This is a genomic window from Sphingomonas sp. T1 (assembly GCF_902506585.1).
In the GTDB taxonomy this organism is placed as follows: domain Bacteria; phylum Pseudomonadota; class Alphaproteobacteria; order Sphingomonadales; family Sphingomonadaceae; genus Sphingomonas; species Sphingomonas aerolata.
Window position 1 is genome coordinate 787,217 of record NZ_LR733875.1, and the last position, 21,906, is coordinate 809,122.

Genomic DNA, 21,906 nt, shown 5'->3' on the forward strand with positions numbered 1-21,906 from the left:
CCCCCCACCCGACGCGCATCCCGAAAACGCACCGCTCGCTGATCGCCTGCGTCCGCGGACGCTCGACGAGGTCGTTGGGCAGGATCACATCACCGGCGCAGGCGGGGCGATCGGGCGGATGGTGGCGGCGGGACGGCTGTCGTCGATTATCCTCTGGGGACCGCCCGGCACCGGCAAGACGACGATCGCGCGCCTGCTCGCCGACGCGGTCGATCTGCGGTTCGTCGCGATCTCCGCGGTCTTCTCGGGCGTGGCCGATCTGAAAAAGGCGTTTGCCGAAGCCCGCGACCACGCGCGACTGGGCAAGCGTACGCTGTTGTTCGTCGACGAGATCCACCGCTTCAATCGCGCGCAGCAGGACGGGTTTCTTCCCTATGTGGAAGACGGCACGGTGACGCTGGTCGGCGCGACGACGGAAAACCCGTCCTTCGAGCTCAACGCGGCACTGCTCAGCCGCGCGCAGGTCCTGATCCTCGAGCGACTGGGACGCGGCGCGCTCGAACTGTTGCTGACCCGCGCCGCGACGCTGATGGACCGCCCGCTCCCGCTCACGCCCGAGGCGACCGATGCGCTTATCGCCAGTGCCGATGGCGATGGCCGGTTCCTGCTCAATCAGGCCGAGACGCTGTTCTCGGTCGACCTGCCCGAACCGCTCGACCCCGCGGGGCTGTCGAACTTTCTGCAGCGCCGCGTCGCGGTGTACGACAAGGATCGCGAAGGGCATTACAACCTCATCAGCGCGCTGCACAAATCGATCCGCGGCAGCGATCCGCAGGCGGCGCTCTATTATCTCGGAAGGATGCTCACCGCGGGCGAGGAGCCGCTGTTCCTGCTGCGCCGCCTGACGCGCGCCGCGGTCGAGGATATCGGTCTCGCCGACCCCCAGGCGCTCGTGCAGTGTATCGCCGCCAAGGACACCTATGATTTCCTTGGCAGTCCGGAAGGCGAACTCGCGATCGCCCAGGCCTGCGTCTATCTCGCCACCGCGCCCAAATCGAACGCGGTCTACAAGGCGCAGAAGGCGGCCTGGAAATCGGCGCGCGAGACGGGGTCGCTGATGCCGCCCGCCGCGATCCGCAACGCCCCCACCAAGCTCATGCGCGATATCGGCTATGGCAAGGGCTATGCCTATGACCATGATGCTGAGAACGCCTTTTCGGGGTCGGACTATTGGCCCGACGAGATGACGCCGCAGACCTTCTACGCGCCGACCGACCGCGGGTTCGAGAAGCGTATTGCCGAGCGCCTCGCCTGGTGGGACGAACGCCGGCAGGCCAAGGACGCCTAGTCCGCATGAACGCCTGTGAGACGACTGCACGGCCCGCGCCCCGCCGGGTCGTTGTGTGCTGCTTGCGTCTTCGATGACCCCCGATCACTTCGCGCAGTTCGTCGCGATCGACTGGTCCGGCGCGAAGGGGCAGCGGCACAAGGGGATCGCCGTTGCGATCTGTGGCCGTGATCACGCTGCCCCGACGCTTGTCGCCGCGCCGGACGGGATCTGGTCACGCCAGGCGGTGCTCGACTGGCTGGTCGCACGCCGCGACCTGCCGTTGCTCGCCGGGTTCGACTTCAGCTTTTCCGCCCCCTTCGTAACCCGTGGTGCGCATCTGCCCGGTGAGCCGCCTACCGCCGATGCCCGCGCGCTGTGGGCAATGGTCGACGCGCAGAGCGACGATCCCGATCTCGGCGCCGCATCGTTCATCGAGCGCCGCCGCGGCACGCATTTCTATCTCGGCGCGGCGGACGGGACCAAAGCCGATTTCCTGCACTGGCGTCGGTGCGAGATGCCGGACGACGGCAGCCGCAAACCCTCAACCGTGTATGACGCGATCGGCGCGGCGCAGGTCGCCAAGGCGAGCTTTGCCGGGATGCGCCTGCTGCACCGTCTCGACGGACGGATCCCGGTCTGGCCGTTCGATGCGCCGCCGCGATCGGGCGCCGCGATCGTCGAAATCTATACCAGCATCGCCGCGCGTGCCGCGGGACGCCCCGTCGGCCGCAGCAAGATGCGCGACGGCGCGACGCTCGACGACGCGCTCGCAGCGCTCGGCTCCGCACCTCACCGCCCCCTCGCGCGCTATAACGACCATGCGACCGACGCGATCCTGACCGCGGCCTGGCTCCGCGCCAATGCGAAGAATGCCGATTTCTGGTGTCCTCGGGCGATGACTTCGCTTATTGCTGCAACCGAAGGCTGGACGTTCGGCGTCACCTGACGCATGAGGCGCCCGCTGCCGGTTTAGCTCAGTTGGTAGAGCGCCAGTTTTGTAAACTGGATGTCGCGGGTTCGATTCCTGCAACCGGCACCACTCCTCCACCCGACCGCACCACCGCGCACGCCCTCAGATCGCGGTGGCGTACAGCGCATGGTGGGTGAGGATGAAGAGCGTGTGGTTATCGGGGCCGCCGATCACCAGCTGCAGCGGACGGTCGGGCACGTCGATCCGCCGGACCAGCGCGCCCCCGGCGTCATAGACGAACACCTGCCCATTGGCGACGTAGAGCCGGCCCGCGGCATCGCGCGCGACGCTTTCACCGCCGCGATCGGCCACCGGCTTCAGGTCGGTGACCCTGCCTTGCGCACCGACCAGACCGCTATAGGTGCGGTTCTCCGACGCGTTGGTCAGGACGACGCGCTCGCCGGGCCGCGCGGCGACGAAGCCGTTCGCGTTCAGCGTATCCGACCAGCGCCATCCCTGATGGTCGTCCGGCCCCTGATTCCACACGCGAAAGGCAGGCAGCGCGAGCGAACCATCGGGCGACACATAGTGCGCCGCCTTGGCCTCACCCATCTTTGCCGCGAACAGGTCCGCCATCGTCGGATACTGATAGGTGACGGGATCGATCCGATCCGCGAATTCGCCGTTTTCCCAGACGTTGACCGGCAGCACGGTGGCGGCATCCCTGTTCGCCGGGCCGAACTCGGCGATCGCGGTCGGTGCGATGACCTGGACGTCGGAGGGCTTTGCCGGATCGACGCTGTAGACCGTGGCATCGCGCCCTGCCGACGACAGGACGAGCAGCCGCCCCGATCGATCGACCATCAGATTGACCGGATCGAGGGGTGCCTCTGCGACGATTGACAGGCCTTCGCGCTTCGACCAGCCGTGAATGCGCTGGAAATGGCGGTCGATGAAGTAGAGTTTGCCGTTCGCGTCGACTGCACCGCCGGCGATCGAATAGAAGCCGTCGGCGAGCTTCTCGACCGCCGCCGGAGCCGGAGCCTTGGGCGCGGGGGTCGCAGGCACGTCGAGCCGGGCGAATTCGCGCTCGCGGACCTCCTGTCCGCCGGTGATGTCCTTGATCGCGTTCTCGAACGGATATTTGCTCGCTCGCAGGAAGGTGCCGCAGCCCTTGGCATCGCAGCTTGCAAAGCCGCTCTCCGCGTTCACATGGACGTTGCGGAAGCGGATATCGCCCGACTCGTAGAGCTTGATCGCCGCATCCATCGGCTTGATCGAGCGAGTGACGCGGTAGCCGTGATAATTGGCGAACAGGATGTTGCGCGAATGGCGGATCTCGGTCGAGATCGCGTCGACGCCGTCCCGAACCTCCTGCTCGGTCTGCGGCGCGAGGAATTCCCAGTTCGCGACATGATCGAGCACGATTTCGGCGCGATAATGATGCTCGGCCGACAGCTGGTAGACATGGCCCGGCGTGCTGGTGTTCGACACGTGAAACCCCGCCGATGCCAGCGTGTTGGGGGACCACAAGGCGGCAAAGGTGCCGCCACCGCCGTCCGTCACCCATATGCTGGGATATTGCCCGTCGAAGCGCGCACGCGGATCGCCGAAGCCGATCGGGCTTCCCTTGGTCAGCGCGGTGCCGCCGCCGCCCTGAATCTTGACGTCGTTGACCATCGACGCCTCCCCCGCTTTCCACAGCAATGCGGTCGCGCGCGGGTTGACGCCGCCGGTCCACAGCCCCAGCCCGGACACGATCGCATCGCCCCCCTTGGCGCTTTCGATCAGCGCCTTGGGCCCGCCGACCCCCATGAAGGCCGGTGTCGAATCGGCCAGATAGAGATGCGTGAGCCCGGGATGCAGCGCGATCAGCACGGTGTCGGGCCGGAGGCGGATCGTGTCGGTGACGCGGTAGCGCCCGGTCGGGAAATACAGCACGCGGTGCGTGTCGACCGCGCGCTGCAGCGCGGCGGTATCGTCGGTCTCGTCGTCGCCTTTGACGCCGAGATCATGGACATTGGCCCAGTCCTGAACCGGCGGCATCGCCCGGATTGCGCGCGCAGGCCGCGCGGGCGTGCGGGTAAGCGGCGTCATCGCGACGTCGGTCGCATAGTCGCCGATCGCACCCAGCGCCGGCAGCTTCAGGCCATAGGAGAAATCGCTGACCCGGTAGCGCGCGCCCGATCCCGCCACCGTCTTGCCGCTGTCGCGAAACCGTACGAAGGTCGGGGTGTCGACCGCCACCGCATTGTCGAACCCGATCTGCGTGAAGACGCTGCCCTCGTTCGAGACGACGATGCCTGCGCGCGTCACTTTCTCGAACCGGACGTCCTTCCCCCACAGCGAATCCGAATAGCCGCGATCGATCTCGATACCGACCGGCGTGTCGCGGATGACGACGTTGACCAGAGTCAGATCGACCTCATGCTCGCGGATCGCGGCATCGCGCTGCCCCGAAAACTCGGAGTCGAGCAGCGTGAACTGCCAGGCGGGCGACGTCTTTTCCGACATGATGCCATAGCGCCCACCGAAGAAGCGCAGATTCTCGAAGGCATTGCCCGCCTGATAGACGCCCGCCAGCCCCGATCCGATATGAAAGTCGGCATGCCGCAAATAGCCATGCTGCGCGACGCGGAAGCGCACCGCGACGGCGCCCGCATTCCCCGCACCGATCCGGAAGTCGATGTTCGACAGCGCCGAGTAGAAGGTGCTCGACGTCGCGTCGAAGATGCTCGGATCGAACGGCACGCTGGTCCGCGGCGGCACTGGTGCCTTGCCGACCCGGTATTGATCCTCGCCGGTGAAGCTGACCATCGCGGCCACCCCGGATGCGAAGCCCGCACTGTTATCGGCGAGCAGGATCTCGGGCCGGGTCGGTCCCACCCCGAACAGGCGGACCGCCGAGCGGACGAAGATCGTCCGGCTGATCCGGTACCGCCCCGATGGCAGGAAGACGACGCCGCCCTTGCCGCCCGCCGCCGCCGCGTCGATCGCCTGCTGGATCGCGGCGCTGTCATCGGCGCGACCATCGCCGACGCCGCGGACCGTGATCGCCCGCGGATCGGCCGGCGCGGTGCGATAGACCGACGTCGTCCCGGCCACCGCCGGGGTCGCGAGCAGCAGCAGCGCCGTGCCCGCCAGCCATTTCACGTCCATCATTCATCTCTCCGTGAGTGCCGCCCGGATGCCGGCCTAATGCAGGCCGCTGATCGCTTCAGGCGCGACAAAGGTCGTAGCCCGGTCAGGCCGCCTGCAGCATCAGCGTATGCGCGAGCACCGCGACCTGCGTGCGGTTGCGCACGTTGAGCTTGCGCATCAACGCTGTCATGTGCGCCTTCACGGTCGCTTCCGCGATGCCGAGGTCGAAGGCGATCTGCTTGTTGAGCAATCCCGAATGCACCCCGCGCAGGACCTTGATCTGCGTCGGCGTCAGCCGCGGCAGCGGCGCGCGCATGGCAAGCGCCTGCCCCGCGTTCGAGATCGCGTTCGAGGTCGCGGGGGCGTGCTGGATTTGCCGTGCGGTCTGGGCAGTCCCGTCCATGGTCATCCTCCTCTGCTGTCGGCTTTTCACGCCCCGGTCGATCGCCGCGGTCAAAGGCTTCTCAGTGCCCGCCCACCCATCTCTCTTGCGGAGTCGGTTGGACAGGTCTTCACTATGCCTCCGCATTTTCGCGGTGATCAAGCCTTTTCGGTGTCGTTAGACAGAAACCTGTCCTACAGCTGTTATCAAACCGGCAGGCGAACGCGTCGTCGGATCATTGGGAGTGATGTCGATGATGCAGTCACAGCGCGGTCGCATGCGAACGAACGGCACTCATCCGTGATCGGCGGCGACCTGAGGCTCGTGATCGCGGCGCTGGCGGGCATCGCCCTGGCCGTCGTGATGATCGTCCGCGGCCGGCTGCATCCCTTTATCGGCCTGTTGTGCGGCGCCTTCACCGTCGGGCTGCTGGCCGGTCTGCCGCTGCCCGACGTCGCCAAGGCGGTGCAGAAGGGGGTCGGCGACATCATCGGCGGGACCGGGCTCGTCGTCGCGCTCGGCCTGTCGCTCGGCGCGATGCTGCATTTGTCTGGGGCCGCGGCGTCCCTTGCCCGCGGTGCGCTGCAGATGACCGGCGCACGCGCCGCCCCCTGGGCAACACTGGGCATTGCGATCGTCGTCGGCCTGCCGCTGTTCTTCGAAACCGGGCTCGTCCTTTTGCTGCCGATCGTCGTCGCCGCCGCGGAGGAAATGACGGGCGAGGACGGCCCGGTACGGGATGCCGCCAAGCTCCGGCTGATCATGCCCGCGCTGGCCGGGCTCGGCGTCGTCCATGCACTCGTCCCGCCGCATCCCGGCCCGTTGCTCGCGGTCGAGGCGCTGGGCGCGGATCTGGGGCGGACGATGCTGTACGGCATCCTGATCGCGATCCCCACCGCGGTGATCGCGGGTCCGCTGCTGGCGAAGATCACGACGCGCGGCGTCCGGCTGGCGTCACCGGTCGCGACCGACGCCGGGCTCGCCATAGCACCGCCGCCGCGGCTCTGGTCGCTGCTGATCGTGCTGCTGCCGGTGCTGATGATCGCGACGGGTGAGCTGGGCCAGATGATGCCCGCGCTGAAGGGGGCGGGCTGGCTCGTCGCGGCGAGCAACCCGGTCGTCGCGCTGCTGCTGACCAACCTTGTCGCGCTGCCGCTGCTGTTCGGGCGACGGCTGCGCGAGGCGGCGATCCAGGACGCGGTGTGGCATGAAACGATGGGCGCGGCGGGGGCGATCCTGCTGGCGATCGGCGCGGGCGGCGCACTGAAACAGGTGCTGGTGACCGCCGGGCTGTCCGACCTGCTCGCCCGGACGGTGCTGATGTACGCAATCTCCCCGCTGCTGCTGGGCTGGCTCGTCGCGGTCGCGATCCGGCTCGCGGCGGGGTCGGCGACGGTCGCGACGATCACTGCGGTCGGGATCATGCCCGGCGTCGTCGCGAATTCGGGCGTCTCCCCCGAACTCGTCGTGCTCGCGATCGGCGCGGGCTCGGTCTTCTTCAGCCATGTCAACGATCCCGGCTTCTGGCTGGTCAAAAGCTATGTCGGCACGAGCACCGCCGACACCTTCCGCACCTGGTCGCTGCTCGAGACTGCGATCTCGGTGGTCGGCCTCGTCCTCGTCCTGGCGCTGAGCTATGTCGTCTGAGATGGGACAGAATGCGGTGACGAGAGAGGGCGAGTGCCCGTGAGCGAGGGGCGGCTGGCGGATCGCGCCTATACCGCGATCGTGCGGATCATCACCGATGAGGAACTCGCGATCGGCGACCGGCTGCCATCGGAGGCGAAGCTCGCGGCGATGTTCGGCATGTCGCGGACGATCGTCCGCGAGGCGCTGGCGCGGCTCGCCTCGGACGGCATCACTCAGGCGCGGCTTGGCGCGGGCTCCTATGTCAAGCGGCGGCCGTCCGCGCGGCTCGGCACGCACATGCCGATGGATGCGCTCGCCGCGACACTCGGCACCTATGAGGTCCGCTTCGTGCTGGAGGCGGAGGCGGCGCGGCTGGCGGCGCAGCGACGTTCCGACGAACAGCTCGCGGCGATCGAGCAGGCGCTCGAGGCGTTGCGCGCGGCATTGCTGTCCAACGCCCCCGCCCATGACGAGGACTGGCTGCTCCACCGTGCGATCGTCGAGGCGACCGCCAACGCGGCGTTCCTGCCGGTGTTCGAGCATCTCCAGGATGCGGTGATGCGGATCCTGCGCGCCGGCGTGGACATATCGCGATCGCGCGCGCCGGAAGTGATCGGCGCGATGATGGACGAGCATGACGCGATCGTCGAGGCGATCCGGGCGCAGGACGCCGACGGGGCCGCGCTGGCGATGCGGTGGCATTTGTCGCAGGGCCGCAAGCGCCTCATGCCCTGATTGCGCCCCGAACGTTGCGACGATGGTCGTAGATGTTCCCCCCGTCGGTCCACGATAGGATCGCCGCATAACGGATTGAGGACCCGGACCGGACAGACGGCCTGGGCCATGACCGAAAGGGGATGGGATCATGGCGAAGGCCAGGCACGACCGAGATTTTGCCGCACGCATCGGCGGCACCGCGACCGGGATGATGGTGTCCGCGATTGCGCTGATCGGGACACCCGTTCTCGCCCAGACCGCCCCCCCGGCCCCGCCCCCGACCGTGACGCCGGCGACGCCGCTTGCCGAGGACAGCCCGCCACCGCCGTCCGCGGCCGATATCGTCGTCACCGGCACGCGCATCACCACCAGCGGGTTCAACGCGCCGACGCCGACGACCGTGATCGGCGAGGAACAGATCCTCAAAAATGCCCAGCCGAACATCTTCAACGCGATCGCGCAGTTGCCGTCGCTGCAAGGCTCGACCGGCGCGGCGACCGGCACGTTCAGCACGTCGAGCGGAACGCAGGGACTGAGCTCGTTTTCGCTGCGGGGTCTCGGACCGATCCGGACGCTGACCCTGCTCGACGGGCAACGCGTCGTCGGCGCGAACGTGACGGGCGTTCCGGACATCAGCATGTTCCCGCAACTGCTCGTCAAGCGCGTCGACGTGGTCACGGGCGGTGCGTCCGCTTCTTACGGCTCGGACGCAGTCGGCGGCGTGGTCAACTTCATCACCGACACGCGGTTCACCGGGTTCAAGGGCAATATCCAGGGCGGCATCACCAATTACGGCGACGATCAGCAGGCACTGGTCCAGGCGGCGTTCGGCAAATCGCTGTTCAATGACCGGCTGCACCTGATCGTCAGCGCCGAATATGATCATGAGGACGGCGTCGGGCCCGGCGATTTCGGCACCGATCTCGCCAAGGGGCGCGACTGGTACCGCGCGACGACTTTGGTCAATACCGGCCAGGCGAATAACGGCCTGCCGCAGTTCAATTATCGCGACTATGCCCAGCCCTATCAATATGCGCGGTTCGGGCTGATCAACAACGGCCCGCTACAGGGGATCGCGTTCGACCAGAATGGCGCGCCGTTCAACTTCAACTATGGATCGAACGGGCGCCCGACCGGGACGGGTGGCGTGACCGGCTGCTTCCCCGGCAACAGCTTCTGCGTCGGCGGCGACCTGTCGGGTGCGCCGGGGTCGGGCGCGTCGCTCAAATCCTCGCTCGAACGCCTCAACGGCTTCACCCGCGTCGGCTTCGACTTTGCCGAGAACAACGAAGCCTATGTCACCGTCAACCTCGCGCAGGTGAAGACCAGCAACCAGCCGAGCCCAGGCTATAATCGCCCCAGTCTGACCGTACAGTGCGCCAATCCGTATCTGCCGCAGCTGATCCGCGATCGGTGTGCGACCGCCGGGATCACGCAGTTCGGCTTCGGCACGAGCAACGGCAATTTCCCCGATCCGCTGGTGCAGACCGACCGCCGCCAATACCGGTTCGTGGGCGGGCTTAAGGGGCGGTTCGATCTGGCCGGCACCGACTGGAATTATGACGGCTATTACGAACATGGCATCACGATCGCGCATATCGATGTCGAGAACACCGTGTTGCAGAACCGCTATGTCGCGGCTGCCAACGCGATCACGCTGAACGGCGCGATCGTCTGCGCCGACGCCGCCGCGCGCGCTGCAGGGTGTCAGCCGATCAACATCTTCGGCGGGTCGCCCCCCTCCGCCGCAGCGCTTGCCTATGTCACGCCGGTCAACGGACCGTTGCAGCGGACCAAGCTGACGCAGGACGTCGCCAGCCTCAACTTCTCGGGCGAGCCGCTCGGCCTCTGGGCAGGGCCGCTCGCGGTCGCGTTCGGCGGCGAATATCGGCGGGAATATTACCGCGTCCACGGCGATCCCTATGGCGCCGGCGTCACTGCGCTCAGCCCCAACAGCGCCGACTATCCCGCGGACCCGCTGCTGAATTCGACGCTGGGCAGCAACTGGGCGGCGGGCAACTACAAGAACGGTGGCGGCAAATACGAGGTCTATGAAGGCTTTCTCGAGCTGAACCTGCCGCTGTTCAAGGGCGATGCGATCGGTCGCGCGAACCTGAACGGTGCGGGCCGCGTCACGCATTACAGCACGTCGGGGACAATCTGGGCGTGGAAGATCGGCGGCACCTGGGAGACGCCGCTCGACGGCATCCGCCTGCGCGCGGTGACGTCGCGCGACGTCCGCGCGCCCAATTTGTCCGAATTGTTCGCCGCACCGACCGTCACGACGCTGCCCAACTTCACCAACCCCTTCCCCCCCGGCGGCGGCGTCCAGGCGTTCCAGAACACCATCGGCAATCCGGACCTGAAGCCCGAGATCGCGCGCAATACCGAAGCCGGCATCGTCCTGTCGCACCCGTCCTGGCTGCCCGGGCTCGGCCTGTCGTTCGACTATTACAGCATCAAGCTCGACGGCGTGATCTCGACGCTGTCGGCCGACCAGATCGTGCGCTTCTGCTTCGAGGGCAATCAGGCGTTCTGCGGCGGCTTCGTGCTGAACAGCCCGACCCAGGGCGGCAATTTCATCAACGTCCAGCCATTCAACCTCGCCTCGTGGAAGACCAGCGGGTTCGACATCGAAGCGAGCTACCAGTGGAAGCGGCCGCTCGGCCTGCCGGGCAATTTCACCCTCCGCGCGCTCGGCACCAATGTCCGCGAGTTCCTCGTGAAGGCGGGCATCGCCGGTGTCGCGACGGTCGACCAGGCGGGCGCCAACAATGGTGCGACACCCGACTGGAAATGGCTCGCGACGCAAAGCTACGACAATGACCTCTTCAGCCTGACGTTACAGGAGCGCTGGTTCTCCGACGGCAATTTCGGCAACCAGTATGTCGTGTGCACGACCGCCTGCCCCGCTTCGACCGCCAATAACCCGACGATCGATTACAACACGATGAAGGGCGCCTTCTATGTCGATCTTGGCGGGTCGGTGAACCTGTCCAAGCAGGTCAGTCTGTTCTTCAAGGTCGACAACATGTTCGATCACGATCCCGAACCCGCGCCGCAGACCAATACCGGCCTCGACGTGAACCCGGCGCTCTACGACACGCTCGGCCGCATCTACCGGCTTGGCATGCGCGCCCGCTTCTAGACCGGGACCCGCCCCCGACCCGGCTGGTCGGTCCTACCAGCTCGGCCGGGTCAGCGCGGTGATCGCGGAGGCGGGCAGCCGCCGGGTATCGCTCGCCAGCGTATAATGGTCGCGTCCCCCCGTTGCCGCCTGCGCCGCCGAGGCCGGTGCCGCCTGCCGGACCCCGCCGCCATCGACGACGAAGCGTTGCGCGTGCTGTGCGAGCAGCTGGACCTCCTGCGCGAGCTGCCGCGCCGCGGCGGACGTCTGCTCGACCATCGCCGCGTTCTTCTGCGTCGCCTGGTCCATGCTGCCGACCGCGGCGCTCACCTCCGTGATCGCGAGGGCCTGTGCCTGGTTGTCGGTCGCGATCTGCCGCGAAATATCCGCCGCTTCACGCCCCGAGGCGACGATCCCCGACAGCGCCTGATCGACCAGTTGCACCGCGTCGACCGCCGCACCGATATCGACCTGCGTCACGGTCAGCTGGTTGCGCGCGCGCTTGGCCTCTTCCTCCGCGCGCATCGCCAGCGCAGACACCAGATCGGCGACCACCGCAAAGCCGCGTCCGGCATCGCCTGCGCGTCCCGCCTCGACCGCCGCGTTCATCGCCAGGACGCGGGTCTGGAACGCGATCTTGTCGAGTCCCTCGATGACGCTGTCGATCCCCTTGGCACTGTCGCTGACGCGCTCCATCGCCTGGACCGCCGTGTCGGTCTTGTGGCGTCCATGATCGAGCGCGCTCAGCGCCTGCTCGGAGGTCGCCACCGACCGCGTCGCGCCCTGCGCGGTATCCTTCAGGCGATTGTCCATCTGATGGATCGCCGCCGACGTCTCCTCCAAGCTCGCCGCGGTGCTCTCGGTTCGCCGCGCCAGATCCTCGGACGCCTGCGCAATCTCGCCCGAGCCGATCTGGATCCTGGAGGCGCCCTGCGCGACCGAGCGGATCAGGTCGCGCAAGCTGGCAAGCGCGATATTGAAGTTCGCTTTCAGGTCCTCGTAGATCGCCGGATAGTCCTCGGTGATGTCGACAGTCAGATTGCCCTCGGCCACCTGCTTGAAATTCTGCGCCATGCGGTTGACCACATCGGCGTTGCGCGACGCCTCGACGTTCAGCGCAATCTGCACCCGCGCGTTCTCCTGGAACGTTCCCATCGCCTTGGTCATGCGGCCGACGCAGTCGCGAAAGTTCGTGAATTCGATCGGGCTTTCGAGATCACCCGCGGCCAGCGCCTCCATACGAACGACGGTGGTGACATAGGGCACCGCGATCATCTCGCGATAGGTATAGCCGAGCCCAACCGCGATCAGCGTTGCCGCGACGCCCGCGCCGATCAGCGCGGTGCCCTTAAGGACCAATCCCGCAATTGCGGTGCAGGCGACCAGAACGACGAAACTGGAAAAGGCGATCAGCAGTTTCAGGCGAATAGGCGCATCGGCTTTGAACCATAGCATTCGGGTTATCCTTTGGGAGAAATCGAGCGGAAAAATGGCGCGCGGAACGGCGGCGTCACGGAGCCCCTGGGATGGATGGCGCGGTCGTCGCACACGGTGTTGCGGCCGGCTTCCTTGGCCCGGTAGAGCGCACGGTCCGCGCGCTCGACAAGATCATCGGCGAGGACGTCTGCGCTGCGGTGATCCCGGCTGAGCGATGCGTGACCCACGCTGACGGTCAGCACCGGGCGAGTCCCGTCCTGATGGTCGACGCGCAACGTCTCGACCGCCGCACGGATCGTTTCCGCCGCGGTCGCCGCAACATCGGCACCGGCACTGGGCAGCAGCACCGCGAATTCCTCGCCGCCGAAACGCGCGACCAGATCGTTGGCGCGCCGCACCGCTGACCGGATGGCGGTCGCGACGATCCGCAGACACGCATCGCCCTGCTGATGACCATGATTATCGTTGAACCGCTTGAAATGATCGATGTCGATGAGGATCAGCGACAGGTCGTCACCCGACCGGATCGCGCGGCGGACCTCCTCCGCCAGCGTCCGGTTGAACCGTCGCCGATTGGCGAGCTGGGTCAGCGCGTCGCTGAACGCGTGATGCGCGTTTTCGAGGCGCAGCTCGACCGATTCGGTGATGTCGGTCGCGATCTTGACGATCCGTGTCGGCTTGCCGCACGCGTCAAGGATGGGGTTGTAGCTAGCCTGCAGCCAGATCGGCCGCCCGTCCCGCCCGATCCGGCGGAATTCGGAGCGTATGAACTCCCCCTCGCGCAGCCGTTCCCAGAACCGCTCATAGCTGGGATCACAGGCGTCCTCGGGGGTCACGAACATGCGGTGATGCCGACCGCGAATGTCGGTCTCGGTATAGCCGGTGATTGCGAGATAGAGCGGATTGGCGGACAGGATCGTCCCGTCGAGTGCGAATTCGATCATCGCGGTCGATCGCGAGATCGCCTCGAGCATCTTGATTTTGTCCGCGGCGTGCTGATGCTCATGCGTGATATCGTTGGCGAGCTTGAACACGCGCTGCGGGACGCCGTTGCTGTCCAGCACGGGCATATAGGTCGCCTGCAACCAGACTTCGCGACCATCCTTGGCGACGCTGCCGAACTCGGTCTGGATCAGACGCCCCTTGCGCAGCGTGTTCCAGACGGTCGCATAGTCCGCCGCCCCCGCCGCGGTCAGCCGGACGAAGCTGCTGTGATGGCCGCCGATCAGGTCCTGTGCCTCGCGACCGAAAATGCGCAGATAGCGATCATTGACCGCCAGCACCTCGCCTTCCATCGAGAATTGCACCGTCGGGATCGAACGTGCCAGCGCGTCGACGACGAACGGGGCGTTCGCCATATCCCATCTGCCGCCGCCGTCCGCGACGTTGATCTTCGTATCCATGCCGAAACTCTCGGAGTGACGGGCGTGCAACGACACGTCCGGCCTCCATTATAGGCCGGCACCATGGGGTCCCGGGCGTGTCGGCGCTTTTTTGGCGCGGTCCGGGCGACGAACCGTGCGGCCTAGTGCGGCACGGCGCGCCCGGCGATCATGCAGAGGATACAGCCAGACCCGATGAGCATGCCGGGGAGGAACAGCATCGCCGCGGCGATATGGGGCATGTCCCGGTAGAGAAGATAATGCGGCCGGTCGGACACATAGATGCTGAACCCGCAGACGATCAGCGCCGTCGCCAGGCAAATCATGGCAAGCGAGACCTTGGGAACGGCGTCCCCGACATGCTCCTCGTCATGCTTCGACGGCTGCATCAGGATCACCGACAGGGCATAGGTTGCGGATATTCCAACGATAATTCCGACGATAAGTATCGTCACCGGCCGGTCAAGTATAAGCGAGCATGCCAATATGAATCCAAGCGGGATCATCAGACCAAGCGCAAGCCCTAGCGCTATTGTAAGGAATCTCAATGCTCCGCTGTCATGATCAAAGGCGGCTCTCATGGCTGTCCTAATCCCTCCTCGTGCAGGACTTGCCACATTTGCTGTGTTTTCGCTCATGATTTAGATCATCTTGTACGAATAACTTGGAATTTGCTGATCTGGATCATTGCGGTAACGGTGAAGACTTTTGGACTGCAATCGGTTGCATACTCGGCGCCAGCCGTTGCTGTGACCGGTTGGGTGATCCCGACGCCGGGACATGGCCGGCGCCTGCGCCGCGATCGCCAATGGTCGGTGCACGGGCTTGCACGAGCGGCACGCCTCGGCTATGCGCGCCAGCTTCCAACATCTGATGATGGAACCTGCGGGAGACGCGCGTCGAGCGTGCGTCGTTCGTACCGCTAGACTCGAAACCGGGCTGTGCGCGCTTATGCGGGCGGCCCCTATCAAGAGAGTGACATGGCTAAAAAGATTACCGGATACATCAAGCTGCAGGTCCCTGCAGGCGAGGCAAAGCCCGCGCCGCCGATCGGGCCTGCGCTGGGTCAGCGCGGCGTGAACATCATGGAGTTCTGCAAGGCGTTCAACGCCGGCACGAGCGAACTGAAGAAGGGCATGCCGATCCCGACCGTCATCACGGTCTATGCGGATCGCTCGTTCTCGTTCGAGACGAAGACCCCGCCGGCATCGTACCTGATCAAGGAGGCCGCCGGTCTCAAGTCGGGTTCGAAGGAGCCGGGCAAGGTCGTCGCTGGCAAGATCAAGCGCTCGCAGCTGAGCGAGATCGCCACGACGAAGATGAAGGACCTCAACGCCAACGATATCGACGCTGCGACGAAGATCATCGAAGGCAGCGCCCGCGCAATGGGCCTCGAAGTGGTGGAGGGCTGATATCATGGCAAAGCTGACCAAGAAGCAGAAGGCCGTCACGGTCGACACCGTCAAGCTGCACGCAATTGACGAAGCGATCGCGCTCGCACGCTCGGGCGCCACGTCGAAGTTCGACGAGACGATCGAAGTCGCGCTGAACCTGGGCGTCGATCCGCGTCACGCAGACCAGATGGTCCGCGGCGTGGTGACGCTGCCCAAGGGCACCGGCAAGACCGTCCGCGTCGGCGTGTTCGCCCGCGGCGCGAAGGCTGAAGAGGCTCTCGCAGCAGGCGCAGACGTCGTCGGCGCGGAAGACCTGATGGAAACCATCCAGGGTGGCACGATCGATTTCGATCGCTGCATCGCGACCCCGGACATGATGGGCATCGTCGGTCGTCTCGGTAAGGTTCTGGGCCCCAAGGGCCTGATGCCGAACCCGAAGCTCGGCACGGTGACGATGAACGTCGCGCAGGCGGTCAAGGACGCCAAGGGCGGCCAGATCGAATATCGCGTCGAGAAGGCCGGCATCATCCACTCGGGCATCGGCAAGGCGTCGTTCCCGGCAGAAGACCTGCGCGCGAACTTCGATGCGCTGGTCGACGCCGTGGTCAAGGCCAAGCCGTCGGGCGCGAAGGGCAAGTATGTCCGCAAGATTGCGGTTTCGAGCACCATGGGTGCCGGGATCAAGGTCGACACGACGGAAGTCGCCGGCGCCTGATCGGCGTTCGCGCTTTTGAGTGTTAGGAAAGGGGCCGGGAGAGCGATCTCCCGGCCCTTTCTGCGTCAGGGCCGCCTGATGCGCTCAGGTCGCATCGGCTGGAAAGTCCGCACCCAGGCTGATGTCGCGCGCCGCTTCAATCGCGGCCAGCCGTTCGCGCAGCTTTGCGGTCACGGCCTCATAGCCGAATGCGCCGAGCACCAGATGGCGCGGCGGCACGTCCTGGCTGACCGCGGCGATGATCGCCTCGCCTGCCCGGACCGGATCCCCGGCCTGCGTCCCGCTGACGTCCTTCGTTCCCGCCATCCGCGCGCCCGCGGTATCGGCATAATCGGCAATCTGGCTCGGCGTCTGGCGCAGCGATCGCCCCGCCCAGTCCGTGCGGAACGGGCCCGGTTCGACACAGGTCACGCCGATGCCGAGTGGCCCCACCTCGGCAAGCAGTGAGTCGGACCAGCCCTCGACCGCGTGCTTCGATGCCGCATAATAGCCCGATCCCGGAAACCCGATGAGCCCGGCGACCGAGGTGAAGTTGACGATGTTGCCGTTGCCCTGTGCGCGCATGATCGGCAGGACCGCGCGGGTGATCGCGAACAGTCCGAACACATTGGTGTCGAACTGGGCACGGATCTCGGCCTCGTCACCCTCTTCGGCGGTCGCCTGATAGCCATAGCCCGCATTGTTCACGAGCACGTCGATCTGGCCGAACTTCGCCTTGGCGGCTGCGACCGCCGCCTCGACCTGCACCTGGTCGTTGACGTCGAGCGCAAGGGCAAGTGCGGTGTCGTCATGTCCCTCGACAAGGTCGGCGACCCGGTCGGCGTCCCGCGCGGTGACGACGGCGCGCCACCCGCGATCCAGGACCAGCCTGGCGAGATCGCGGCCGAAGCCGGTGGAGCAACCCGTGATGAACCAGACGGGCGATGCGGGGAGAGTCATGGACGAACCTTTCCGGATACGCTGGATATGCGTTCGCAGGAGGTAACGCCGAAAGCCGGGGACGGGTCCGTTATGCGACCCGCCCCCTGCCCTGCTTACAGCCCGATGATACCGCCATCGTTCTTGGTGATGACGATCGTCGACGAACGCGGACGCGACGGGGTCGCAACCGCGCCGGCCTGGTTCGCGGGCCAGCTGCTGGTGATGTTGGTGGGACCACCATTCTCGCCGGGATGCTGGATGTTGACGAACAGCGAGCGGCCATCCGGGGTCGAATGGATGCCGGTGATCTCGCATTCTTTCGGTCCGACCAGGAAGCGCCGGAGCGTGGTGGCCGGTGCCTTGCCGATCCGCGTCGTGATCGTGTTGCTGGTCCCGCCGAGCGTGCCCGTCACGGCGCGCGTGCCGCCGTCGCCGACACGGCCCGGGATCGCCGCGAGCAGCATGCAGTTGGTGACGTCGGTATAGGCGCCGTCATCGGTCTCGATCCACATCACCGGCGTGACGTTGCCGGTCGGATTGCTCGGCAGGCCGAACCACAGGCCATCGGGCGACGAGAAGTCGTTCGTCGCGTCGAGCCCCGACAGGTTGATGTTGGTCACATCGAGATCGCTGCCCGCACCGAATGCGTAGATGTCCCACGTAAAGGCGGTCGCCTCCGACGTGTCGCCGGTCTCGCGCAGACGGATGACATGGCCGTTGGCGTTGCCCGTGGTCTGGCCACCGGTGGTCTTGGGATCGGTATAGGCCCGCGGGTTCGACGCATCGACATTCGCCGCGGTGCGCGACGAGTTGTTGGTCAGCGTGCAGTACATCTCGCCCGTCGCCGGGTTCACCGCGGTCCATTCGGGACGATCCATCTTGGTCGCGCCCAGCACGTCGCCCGCCAAACGCGCATTGATCAGCACATCGGCCTGATCCGCAAACGGATAGGTCGTGTTGGCGCTGGTCAGCGGCCCCTGACCGAACACCAGCGGCAGCCACTGGCCCGAACCGTCGGCGTTCAGCTTGGCGACATAGAGCGTGCCCGAGTCGAGATATTTGTCGCCGATCGCGAGCCGGTTGGTCGCGGTCGCGTCTGCCGCCGACCAGGGCGTGGCGGACACGAACTTGTAGATATATTCGTTCTGCGCATCGTCGCCCATGTAGAAGGCCGGCTTGACGCCCGCGATCGTCCGGCCGATCTCGCAACCCTCATGGTTCATGCGGCCGAGCGCGGTGCGCTTGCGCGGTGTCGAGGCGGGATCGAACGGATCGATCTCGACCACCCAGCCGAACTGGAACGCCTCGTTGCGGAAGTCGCCCGTGGCATCGGCCGCACCCGTCGTCGTGACGTTCCAGCGCGCATAGAGCGTGTTGGCAGCGTCCGCCGGCACGACCGAGGCCCAGCCGTAATTGCCGTTAAACGTGGTGGCGTTGGCGGTCTCGCGAATACCATAGCGGGCGAGCGAGACATTCTGCTTGGCGGTCGACCCGCCGCGTGCGGCGACGTCACCGAACTGGCGGCGGAAATAGCCCGCCCAATTCTCTTCGTTGGTCAGATAGGTGTGCCACGGCATCGTGCCGTTCGCGCAATTGTTGATCGTCCCGCGGCCCGCCGTGCCGTCGGTCGAATAGCGCGTCCTGAGCAGCGCATTGCCGCGGACCGGACCACTGAAGCTCATCGGCGTCAGCGGCGTGATACGGCGGTTGAGCGCCGAGGCGGGGACATAGCTCCAGGCGGTGGCCGACCGGCTGATCTCGATCACCGAGACGCCGTGGCATTCCATCTCCTTCAGCGCCTCGGACTCGGGGCGGACACCGCCCGCACCGATCGCGCCGCCGGTGCTGGTCGCGCCGTTGGGGTGCAGATAGGCCTGGGTGATATTCTCATGGTTGAGCACGAGCAGGCCGCGCGTGTTGCCGTTGGCGTCTGGGGTGCTGCCGGTCGCGGCCAGCCCGAAATAGCTCATGCCGTCATGATGGTCGCCCGCACGGCGTGCGAAGTTCGTGTCGCTGCCGTCATTGGCATAGGCGCCGACGCCGCTCGCGATCGGATCGCCCAGGCGATAGAGCACGGTGACGCTGTAGCCGGCCGGTACCGCGACGACATCGGCAAGGCTCTTGGGGACCGCGGTGAAGTCGAGCCGCGCCGGGCTGACCGTGACGCTGGTCGAGGTCTCGCTGCGGATGCCGTCGGTGCTGGTGCCGGTGAAGGTGAAGGTGAGCGTGGTGTCGGCAGCGACGCTCGGCGCGGTGAAGGTCGCGGTCGCGGTGTTCGCGTTGGCGAGCGTCACGGCCGGGCCGCCGGTCTGGGCCCAGGCGACGCCCGTCGCGCTGCCCGACGCTACCGTGCCCGTCAGCGTGACCGTCTTGCCCGCCGAGGTCGCGCCCGATGCACCGGCCTGCACGGTGACCGCACGCCGCGGGTCATCCTCGTCGCAACCCGCGAGCAGCATGCCGCCGAACACCGCGGCGGTCGCGGCGGACAGGCCGCCCATCAGCGTCTGGCGACGCGAATAGCGCACCGCGATCAGATCGTTCAGATGCGGATTGGCGCTGGTGTTCGTGTCGATATCGCCGTCGTGATAGGCCATCGTCATGTTCGTCGGAATTTTCATACGTCCCCCCGGATCGGCCGATCTGACCGCTGCGGGGAGCTTTGGCCGCGTAAAGCGGCAGTGCGGTGAAGGAACGGAGACACCTCCGCGTCAGTCGCGTGACGGTTCCGCGACACGCACCGGACCACATCTGGGCGATTGACTTCGCGGCCGATTCGGCTATGCGGCGGCTTCGTTCGGCGGGTCCGCCTGCCGAACTCCGTCCGAGACAGTGGGTGCACCGGGTTTGCCGGCGCTTAATCTCCCACCTAGACGGGGAATGAGATTTTGCGGAGCGCTCCGGCGCCTGTCCTCTCCCATGCCCCATCGACGAGACACCCGGAAGCGCGGGCTTGTCTGCGCCTCCGGTTAGTAACCGGGTCCACCGTGCAAACGGTGAACCTGAAAACGTGGAGAATGGCATGGATCGTGATCAAAAGACCGCGGCCGTAGCCGAGCTGAACCGCACCTTCTCCGAGGTCGGCGTCGTCGTTGTGACGCGCAACCTCGGCCTGACCGTCGCACAGTCCACTGTGCTGCGGAACAAGATGCGCGACGCCGGCGCGACCTACAAGGTCTCGAAGAACAAGCTTGCCAAGATCGCAATGGACGGCACCGACTACAGCTCGCTGGGCGACATGCTCACGGGTCCGGTCGGTCTGGCCAGCTCCATCGATCCCGTCGCGGCCGCCAAGGTGGCCGTGGAATTCGCGAAGACGAACGACAAGTTCGAAATCGTGGGTGGGGCGATGGGCGCGACGACCCTCGACGTCGACGGTGTGAAGGCGCTCGCAACGCTGCCCTCGCTGGATGAACTGCGTGCCAAGATCCTCGGCCTCATCGTGGCACCTGCCACGAAGCTGGCGACGATCACGCAGGCTCCGGCAGCGCAGCTCGCGCGCGTGCTTTCCGCCTACGCGGAGAAGGAAGCCGCCTGATCTTGCAGGCTCTTTCGTTACTTTTTGAACTGATGGGGCACATGCCCCGAGATGGAGATTTATCATGGCAGACCTGAACGCGCTCGTTGAGAGCCTGAGCGAACTGACCGTTCTCGAAGCAGCTGAGCTTTCGAAGCTGCTCGAAGAGAAGTGGGGCGTTTCGGCCGCAGCAGCGGTCGCAGCACCGGCAGCTGGCGGCGGCGCAGCCGCACCGGCCGCTGAAGAGCAGACCGAATTCGACGTCATCCTGACCGGCGACGGTGGCAAGAAGATCAACGTCATCAAGGAAGTCCGCGCGATCACGTCGCTCGGCCTGACCGAAGCCAAGACGCTGGTCGAGTCGGCTCCCAAGGCCGTCAAGGAAGGCGTGTCGAAGGACGAAGCCGCCAAGATCAAGGCACAGCTCGAAGCAGCTGGCGCGACCGTCGAGGTCAAGTAAGCCGCAGCGGGAGAGACGCTTCAGCCACGCTGAAGCGCACTCCCCGCAAGGCCGGCCGGCGGCATTCATACCGACCGACGAAGCAGGGGCTTTGCCCCTGCTGGCCGCAGCAAAAAAAGGGCGGCCCCAGCGATGGGGTCGCCCTTTTTTTGTGCCTGATAGAACGCGGCCGGGCCGCATCGACGCGACCCGGCCTGTCGTCTGAGCGGCTAGACCATGATCGCGGGCGCATGGGGACGCGCGGCGATCCCGTCATACATGCGCGCAGGGATATCGAGCCAGAACGGCGCAAGCTTGGCCGAATCGACCCGCTCGACACCGATCGCCCAGGCGCGCGCGGTCTGACCGGCGATCGTCCCGCTGGCATAGCGGATGTTGACCGCGACGATCGGCACGAACATCGGCCGGTCGGCCGCGGTCATGCTGTGGATCGCCTCGCGCGACATGGCCGAGACCGTCCGGATCGTGCGCGACTCTCCCGACGCGAGCGTGAACGGCGCAGTCGCCGGACGCGGGACCTGATCCGCATTCACCGCCGTCAGATCGGCGTCCTGGCCGGCATGCGCGCTCAGCAGGACCGCCTGGACGCGGATTGCCTCCGCGATGCCCGCACCGACATTCGTCACCACGAGCTCACACTCGGCCGTCGCGCTGAGCAGGTTCAACCCGGCACGAAGCGGGCGCAGCTCGACCGACAGACGCGCCCGCTCCGGCTCGCGCGCACGCCGGTCGAGAAATTGCGGGGTTGCCGCCGTCGCGGGCTCAGGCGGGGACGGCGGCGCGATCGCGGGGGTCGGCGTCACCACTCGCGCGGGGCTCGGCCTGTCTCTTATACAATCTCCGAGCCCACGAGACCCTAAGACATCTCGTATGCCGTCTTCTGCTTGAAAAAAAAAAAAAAAAACGA

17 protein-coding genes and 1 tRNA gene are annotated in these 21,906 nt (G+C 66.2%); 10 read left to right on the forward strand and 8 right to left on the reverse strand.

Annotation, left to right across the window (positions count from 1 at the left end; translation table 11 throughout):
- The 3 genes from GV027_RS03415 to GV027_RS03425 form a co-directional block, all read left to right on the forward strand.
- Window positions 1-1,288 (forward strand): replication-associated recombination protein A (locus GV027_RS03415; RefSeq protein ID WP_159510999.1); only part of this gene is annotated, 1,288 nt, incomplete at its 5' end.
- A gap of 73 nt (window positions 1,289-1,361) precedes the next feature.
- Window positions 1,362-2,216: a hypothetical protein gene (locus GV027_RS03420; RefSeq protein ID WP_159511000.1), complete on the forward strand. Its 855-nt coding sequence runs from the start codon at window positions 1,362-1,364 to the stop codon at window positions 2,214-2,216.
- Between the two features lie 17 nt (window positions 2,217-2,233).
- Window positions 2,234-2,309, forward strand: a tRNA-Thr gene (locus GV027_RS03425).
- A 33-nt stretch (window positions 2,310-2,342) separates the two neighbouring features.
- Here GV027_RS03425 and GV027_RS03430 read toward each other — a convergent pair.
- On the reverse strand, window positions 2,343-5,339 hold the full coding sequence (locus tag GV027_RS03430) for a glycosyl hydrolase family 28-related protein (RefSeq protein ID WP_159512709.1): 2,997 nt from the start codon (window positions 5,337-5,339) through the stop codon (window positions 2,343-2,345).
- Between the two features lie 85 nt (window positions 5,340-5,424).
- Window positions 5,425-5,637 carry a helix-turn-helix domain-containing protein gene (locus tag GV027_RS03435; protein ID WP_037529849.1) on the reverse strand — a complete coding sequence of 71 codons (213 nt, stop codon included), beginning with the start codon at window positions 5,635-5,637 and terminating at the stop codon, window positions 5,425-5,427.
- A gap of 366 nt (window positions 5,638-6,003) precedes the next feature.
- Between GV027_RS03435 and GV027_RS03440 the strand changes: the two genes are divergently transcribed.
- From GV027_RS03440 to GV027_RS03450, 3 genes are all read left to right on the forward strand, one after another.
- Window positions 6,004-7,350 (forward strand): GntP family permease, encoded by a 1,347-nt coding sequence (locus GV027_RS03440; RefSeq protein WP_031439619.1) that lies wholly within the window; start codon window positions 6,004-6,006, stop codon window positions 7,348-7,350.
- 39 nt (window positions 7,351-7,389) lie between these two features.
- On the forward strand, window positions 7,390-8,067 hold the full coding sequence (locus GV027_RS03445) for a FadR/GntR family transcriptional regulator (protein WP_037529848.1): 678 nt from the start codon (window positions 7,390-7,392) through the stop codon (window positions 8,065-8,067).
- Window positions 8,068-8,197: 130 nt separating this feature from the next.
- On the forward strand, window positions 8,198-11,197 hold the full coding sequence (locus GV027_RS03450) for a TonB-dependent receptor plug domain-containing protein (RefSeq protein ID WP_236559036.1): 3,000 nt from the start codon (window positions 8,198-8,200) through the stop codon (window positions 11,195-11,197).
- Between the two features lie 33 nt (window positions 11,198-11,230).
- Here the strand turns inward: GV027_RS03450 and GV027_RS03455 are convergent, their stop codons facing one another.
- From GV027_RS03455 to GV027_RS03465, 3 genes are all read right to left on the reverse strand, one after another.
- Complete coding sequence (locus GV027_RS03455; protein ID WP_159511002.1) at window positions 11,231-12,631, reverse strand: methyl-accepting chemotaxis protein; 1,401 nt, start codon at window positions 12,629-12,631, stop codon at window positions 11,231-11,233.
- A gap of 5 nt (window positions 12,632-12,636) precedes the next feature.
- The gene (locus GV027_RS03460) at window positions 12,637-14,016 is read right to left on the reverse strand and encodes a sensor domain-containing diguanylate cyclase (protein WP_159511003.1); all 1,380 of its coding nucleotides are present in this window, start codon (window positions 14,014-14,016) and stop codon (window positions 12,637-12,639) included.
- A gap of 122 nt (window positions 14,017-14,138) precedes the next feature.
- Entirely contained in the window at window positions 14,139-14,450 is a 312-nt protein-coding gene (locus GV027_RS03465; RefSeq protein WP_159511004.1) for a hypothetical protein, read from the reverse strand.
- A gap of 525 nt (window positions 14,451-14,975) precedes the next feature.
- On the opposite strand from GV027_RS03465, the gene rplK reads away from it, so the two are divergent.
- Window positions 14,976-15,407, forward strand: coding sequence for a 50S ribosomal protein L11 (gene rplK / locus GV027_RS03470; protein ID WP_031392847.1), 432 nt, complete (start codon window positions 14,976-14,978; stop codon window positions 15,405-15,407).
- A gap of 4 nt (window positions 15,408-15,411) precedes the next feature.
- Window positions 15,412-16,104 carry a 50S ribosomal protein L1 gene (gene rplA, locus GV027_RS03475; protein ID WP_031439626.1) on the forward strand — a complete coding sequence of 231 codons (693 nt, stop codon included), beginning with the start codon at window positions 15,412-15,414 and terminating at the stop codon, window positions 16,102-16,104.
- Between the two features lie 84 nt (window positions 16,105-16,188).
- On the opposite strand, the gene GV027_RS03480 is transcribed toward rplA, so the two are convergent.
- Window positions 16,189-17,043 (reverse strand): oxidoreductase, encoded by an 855-nt coding sequence (locus GV027_RS03480; RefSeq protein ID WP_159511005.1) that lies wholly within the window; start codon window positions 17,041-17,043, stop codon window positions 16,189-16,191.
- A 95-nt stretch (window positions 17,044-17,138) separates the two neighbouring features.
- Window positions 17,139-19,643, reverse strand: coding sequence for a PhoX family protein (locus GV027_RS03485; protein ID WP_201302567.1), 2,505 nt, complete (start codon window positions 19,641-19,643; stop codon window positions 17,139-17,141).
- 401 nt (window positions 19,644-20,044) lie between these two features.
- Between GV027_RS03485 and rplJ the strand changes: the two genes are divergently transcribed.
- Complete coding sequence (gene rplJ, locus GV027_RS03490; RefSeq protein ID WP_031392843.1) at window positions 20,045-20,560, forward strand: 50S ribosomal protein L10; 516 nt, start codon at window positions 20,045-20,047, stop codon at window positions 20,558-20,560.
- 64 nt (window positions 20,561-20,624) lie between these two features.
- Window positions 20,625-20,999 carry a 50S ribosomal protein L7/L12 gene (gene rplL / locus GV027_RS03495; RefSeq protein WP_031392842.1) on the forward strand — a complete coding sequence of 125 codons (375 nt, stop codon included), beginning with the start codon at window positions 20,625-20,627 and terminating at the stop codon, window positions 20,997-20,999.
- Window positions 21,000-21,208: 209 nt separating this feature from the next.
- Here rplL and GV027_RS03500 read toward each other — a convergent pair whose 3' ends face one another.
- On the reverse strand, window positions 21,209-21,802 hold the full coding sequence (locus GV027_RS03500; RefSeq protein WP_159511006.1) for a hypothetical protein: 594 nt from the start codon (window positions 21,800-21,802) through the stop codon (window positions 21,209-21,211).
- Window positions 21,803-21,906: the final 104 nt, after the last annotated feature.

What these genes read in the sequence shown, in the direction of transcription:
- GV027_RS03430 (WP_159512709.1), bottom strand. Translation starts at nt 5,339, where the DNA reads ATGGACGTGAAATGGCTGGCGGGCACGGCGCTGCTGCTGCTCGCGACC.
- rplL (WP_031392842.1), top strand. Translation starts at nt 20,625, where the DNA reads ATGGCAGACCTGAACGCGCTCGTTGAGAGCCTGAGCGAACTGACCGTT.
- GV027_RS03450 (WP_236559036.1), top strand. Translation starts at nt 8,198, where the DNA reads ATGGCGAAGGCCAGGCACGACCGAGATTTTGCCGCACGCATCGGCGGC.
- rplA (WP_031439626.1), top strand. Translation starts at nt 15,412, where the DNA reads ATGGCAAAGCTGACCAAGAAGCAGAAGGCCGTCACGGTCGACACCGTC.
- GV027_RS03420 (WP_159511000.1), top strand. Translation starts at nt 1,362, where the DNA reads ATGACCCCCGATCACTTCGCGCAGTTCGTCGCGATCGACTGGTCCGGC.
- GV027_RS03480 (WP_159511005.1), bottom strand. Translation starts at nt 17,043, where the DNA reads ATGACTCTCCCCGCATCGCCCGTCTGGTTCATCACGGGTTGCTCCACC.
- GV027_RS03455 (WP_159511002.1), bottom strand. Translation starts at nt 12,631, where the DNA reads ATGCTATGGTTCAAAGCCGATGCGCCTATTCGCCTGAAACTGCTGATC.
- GV027_RS03460 (WP_159511003.1), bottom strand. Translation starts at nt 14,016, where the DNA reads ATGGATACGAAGATCAACGTCGCGGACGGCGGCGGCAGATGGGATATG.
- GV027_RS03485 (WP_201302567.1), bottom strand. Translation starts at nt 19,643, where the DNA reads ATGAAAATTCCGACGAACATGACGATGGCCTATCACGACGGCGATATC.
- rplJ (WP_031392843.1), top strand. Translation starts at nt 20,045, where the DNA reads ATGGATCGTGATCAAAAGACCGCGGCCGTAGCCGAGCTGAACCGCACC.
- GV027_RS03435 (WP_037529849.1), bottom strand. Translation starts at nt 5,637, where the DNA reads ATGCGCGCGCCGCTGCCGCGGCTGACGCCGACGCAGATCAAGGTCCTG.
- rplK (WP_031392847.1), top strand. Translation starts at nt 14,976, where the DNA reads ATGGCTAAAAAGATTACCGGATACATCAAGCTGCAGGTCCCTGCAGGC.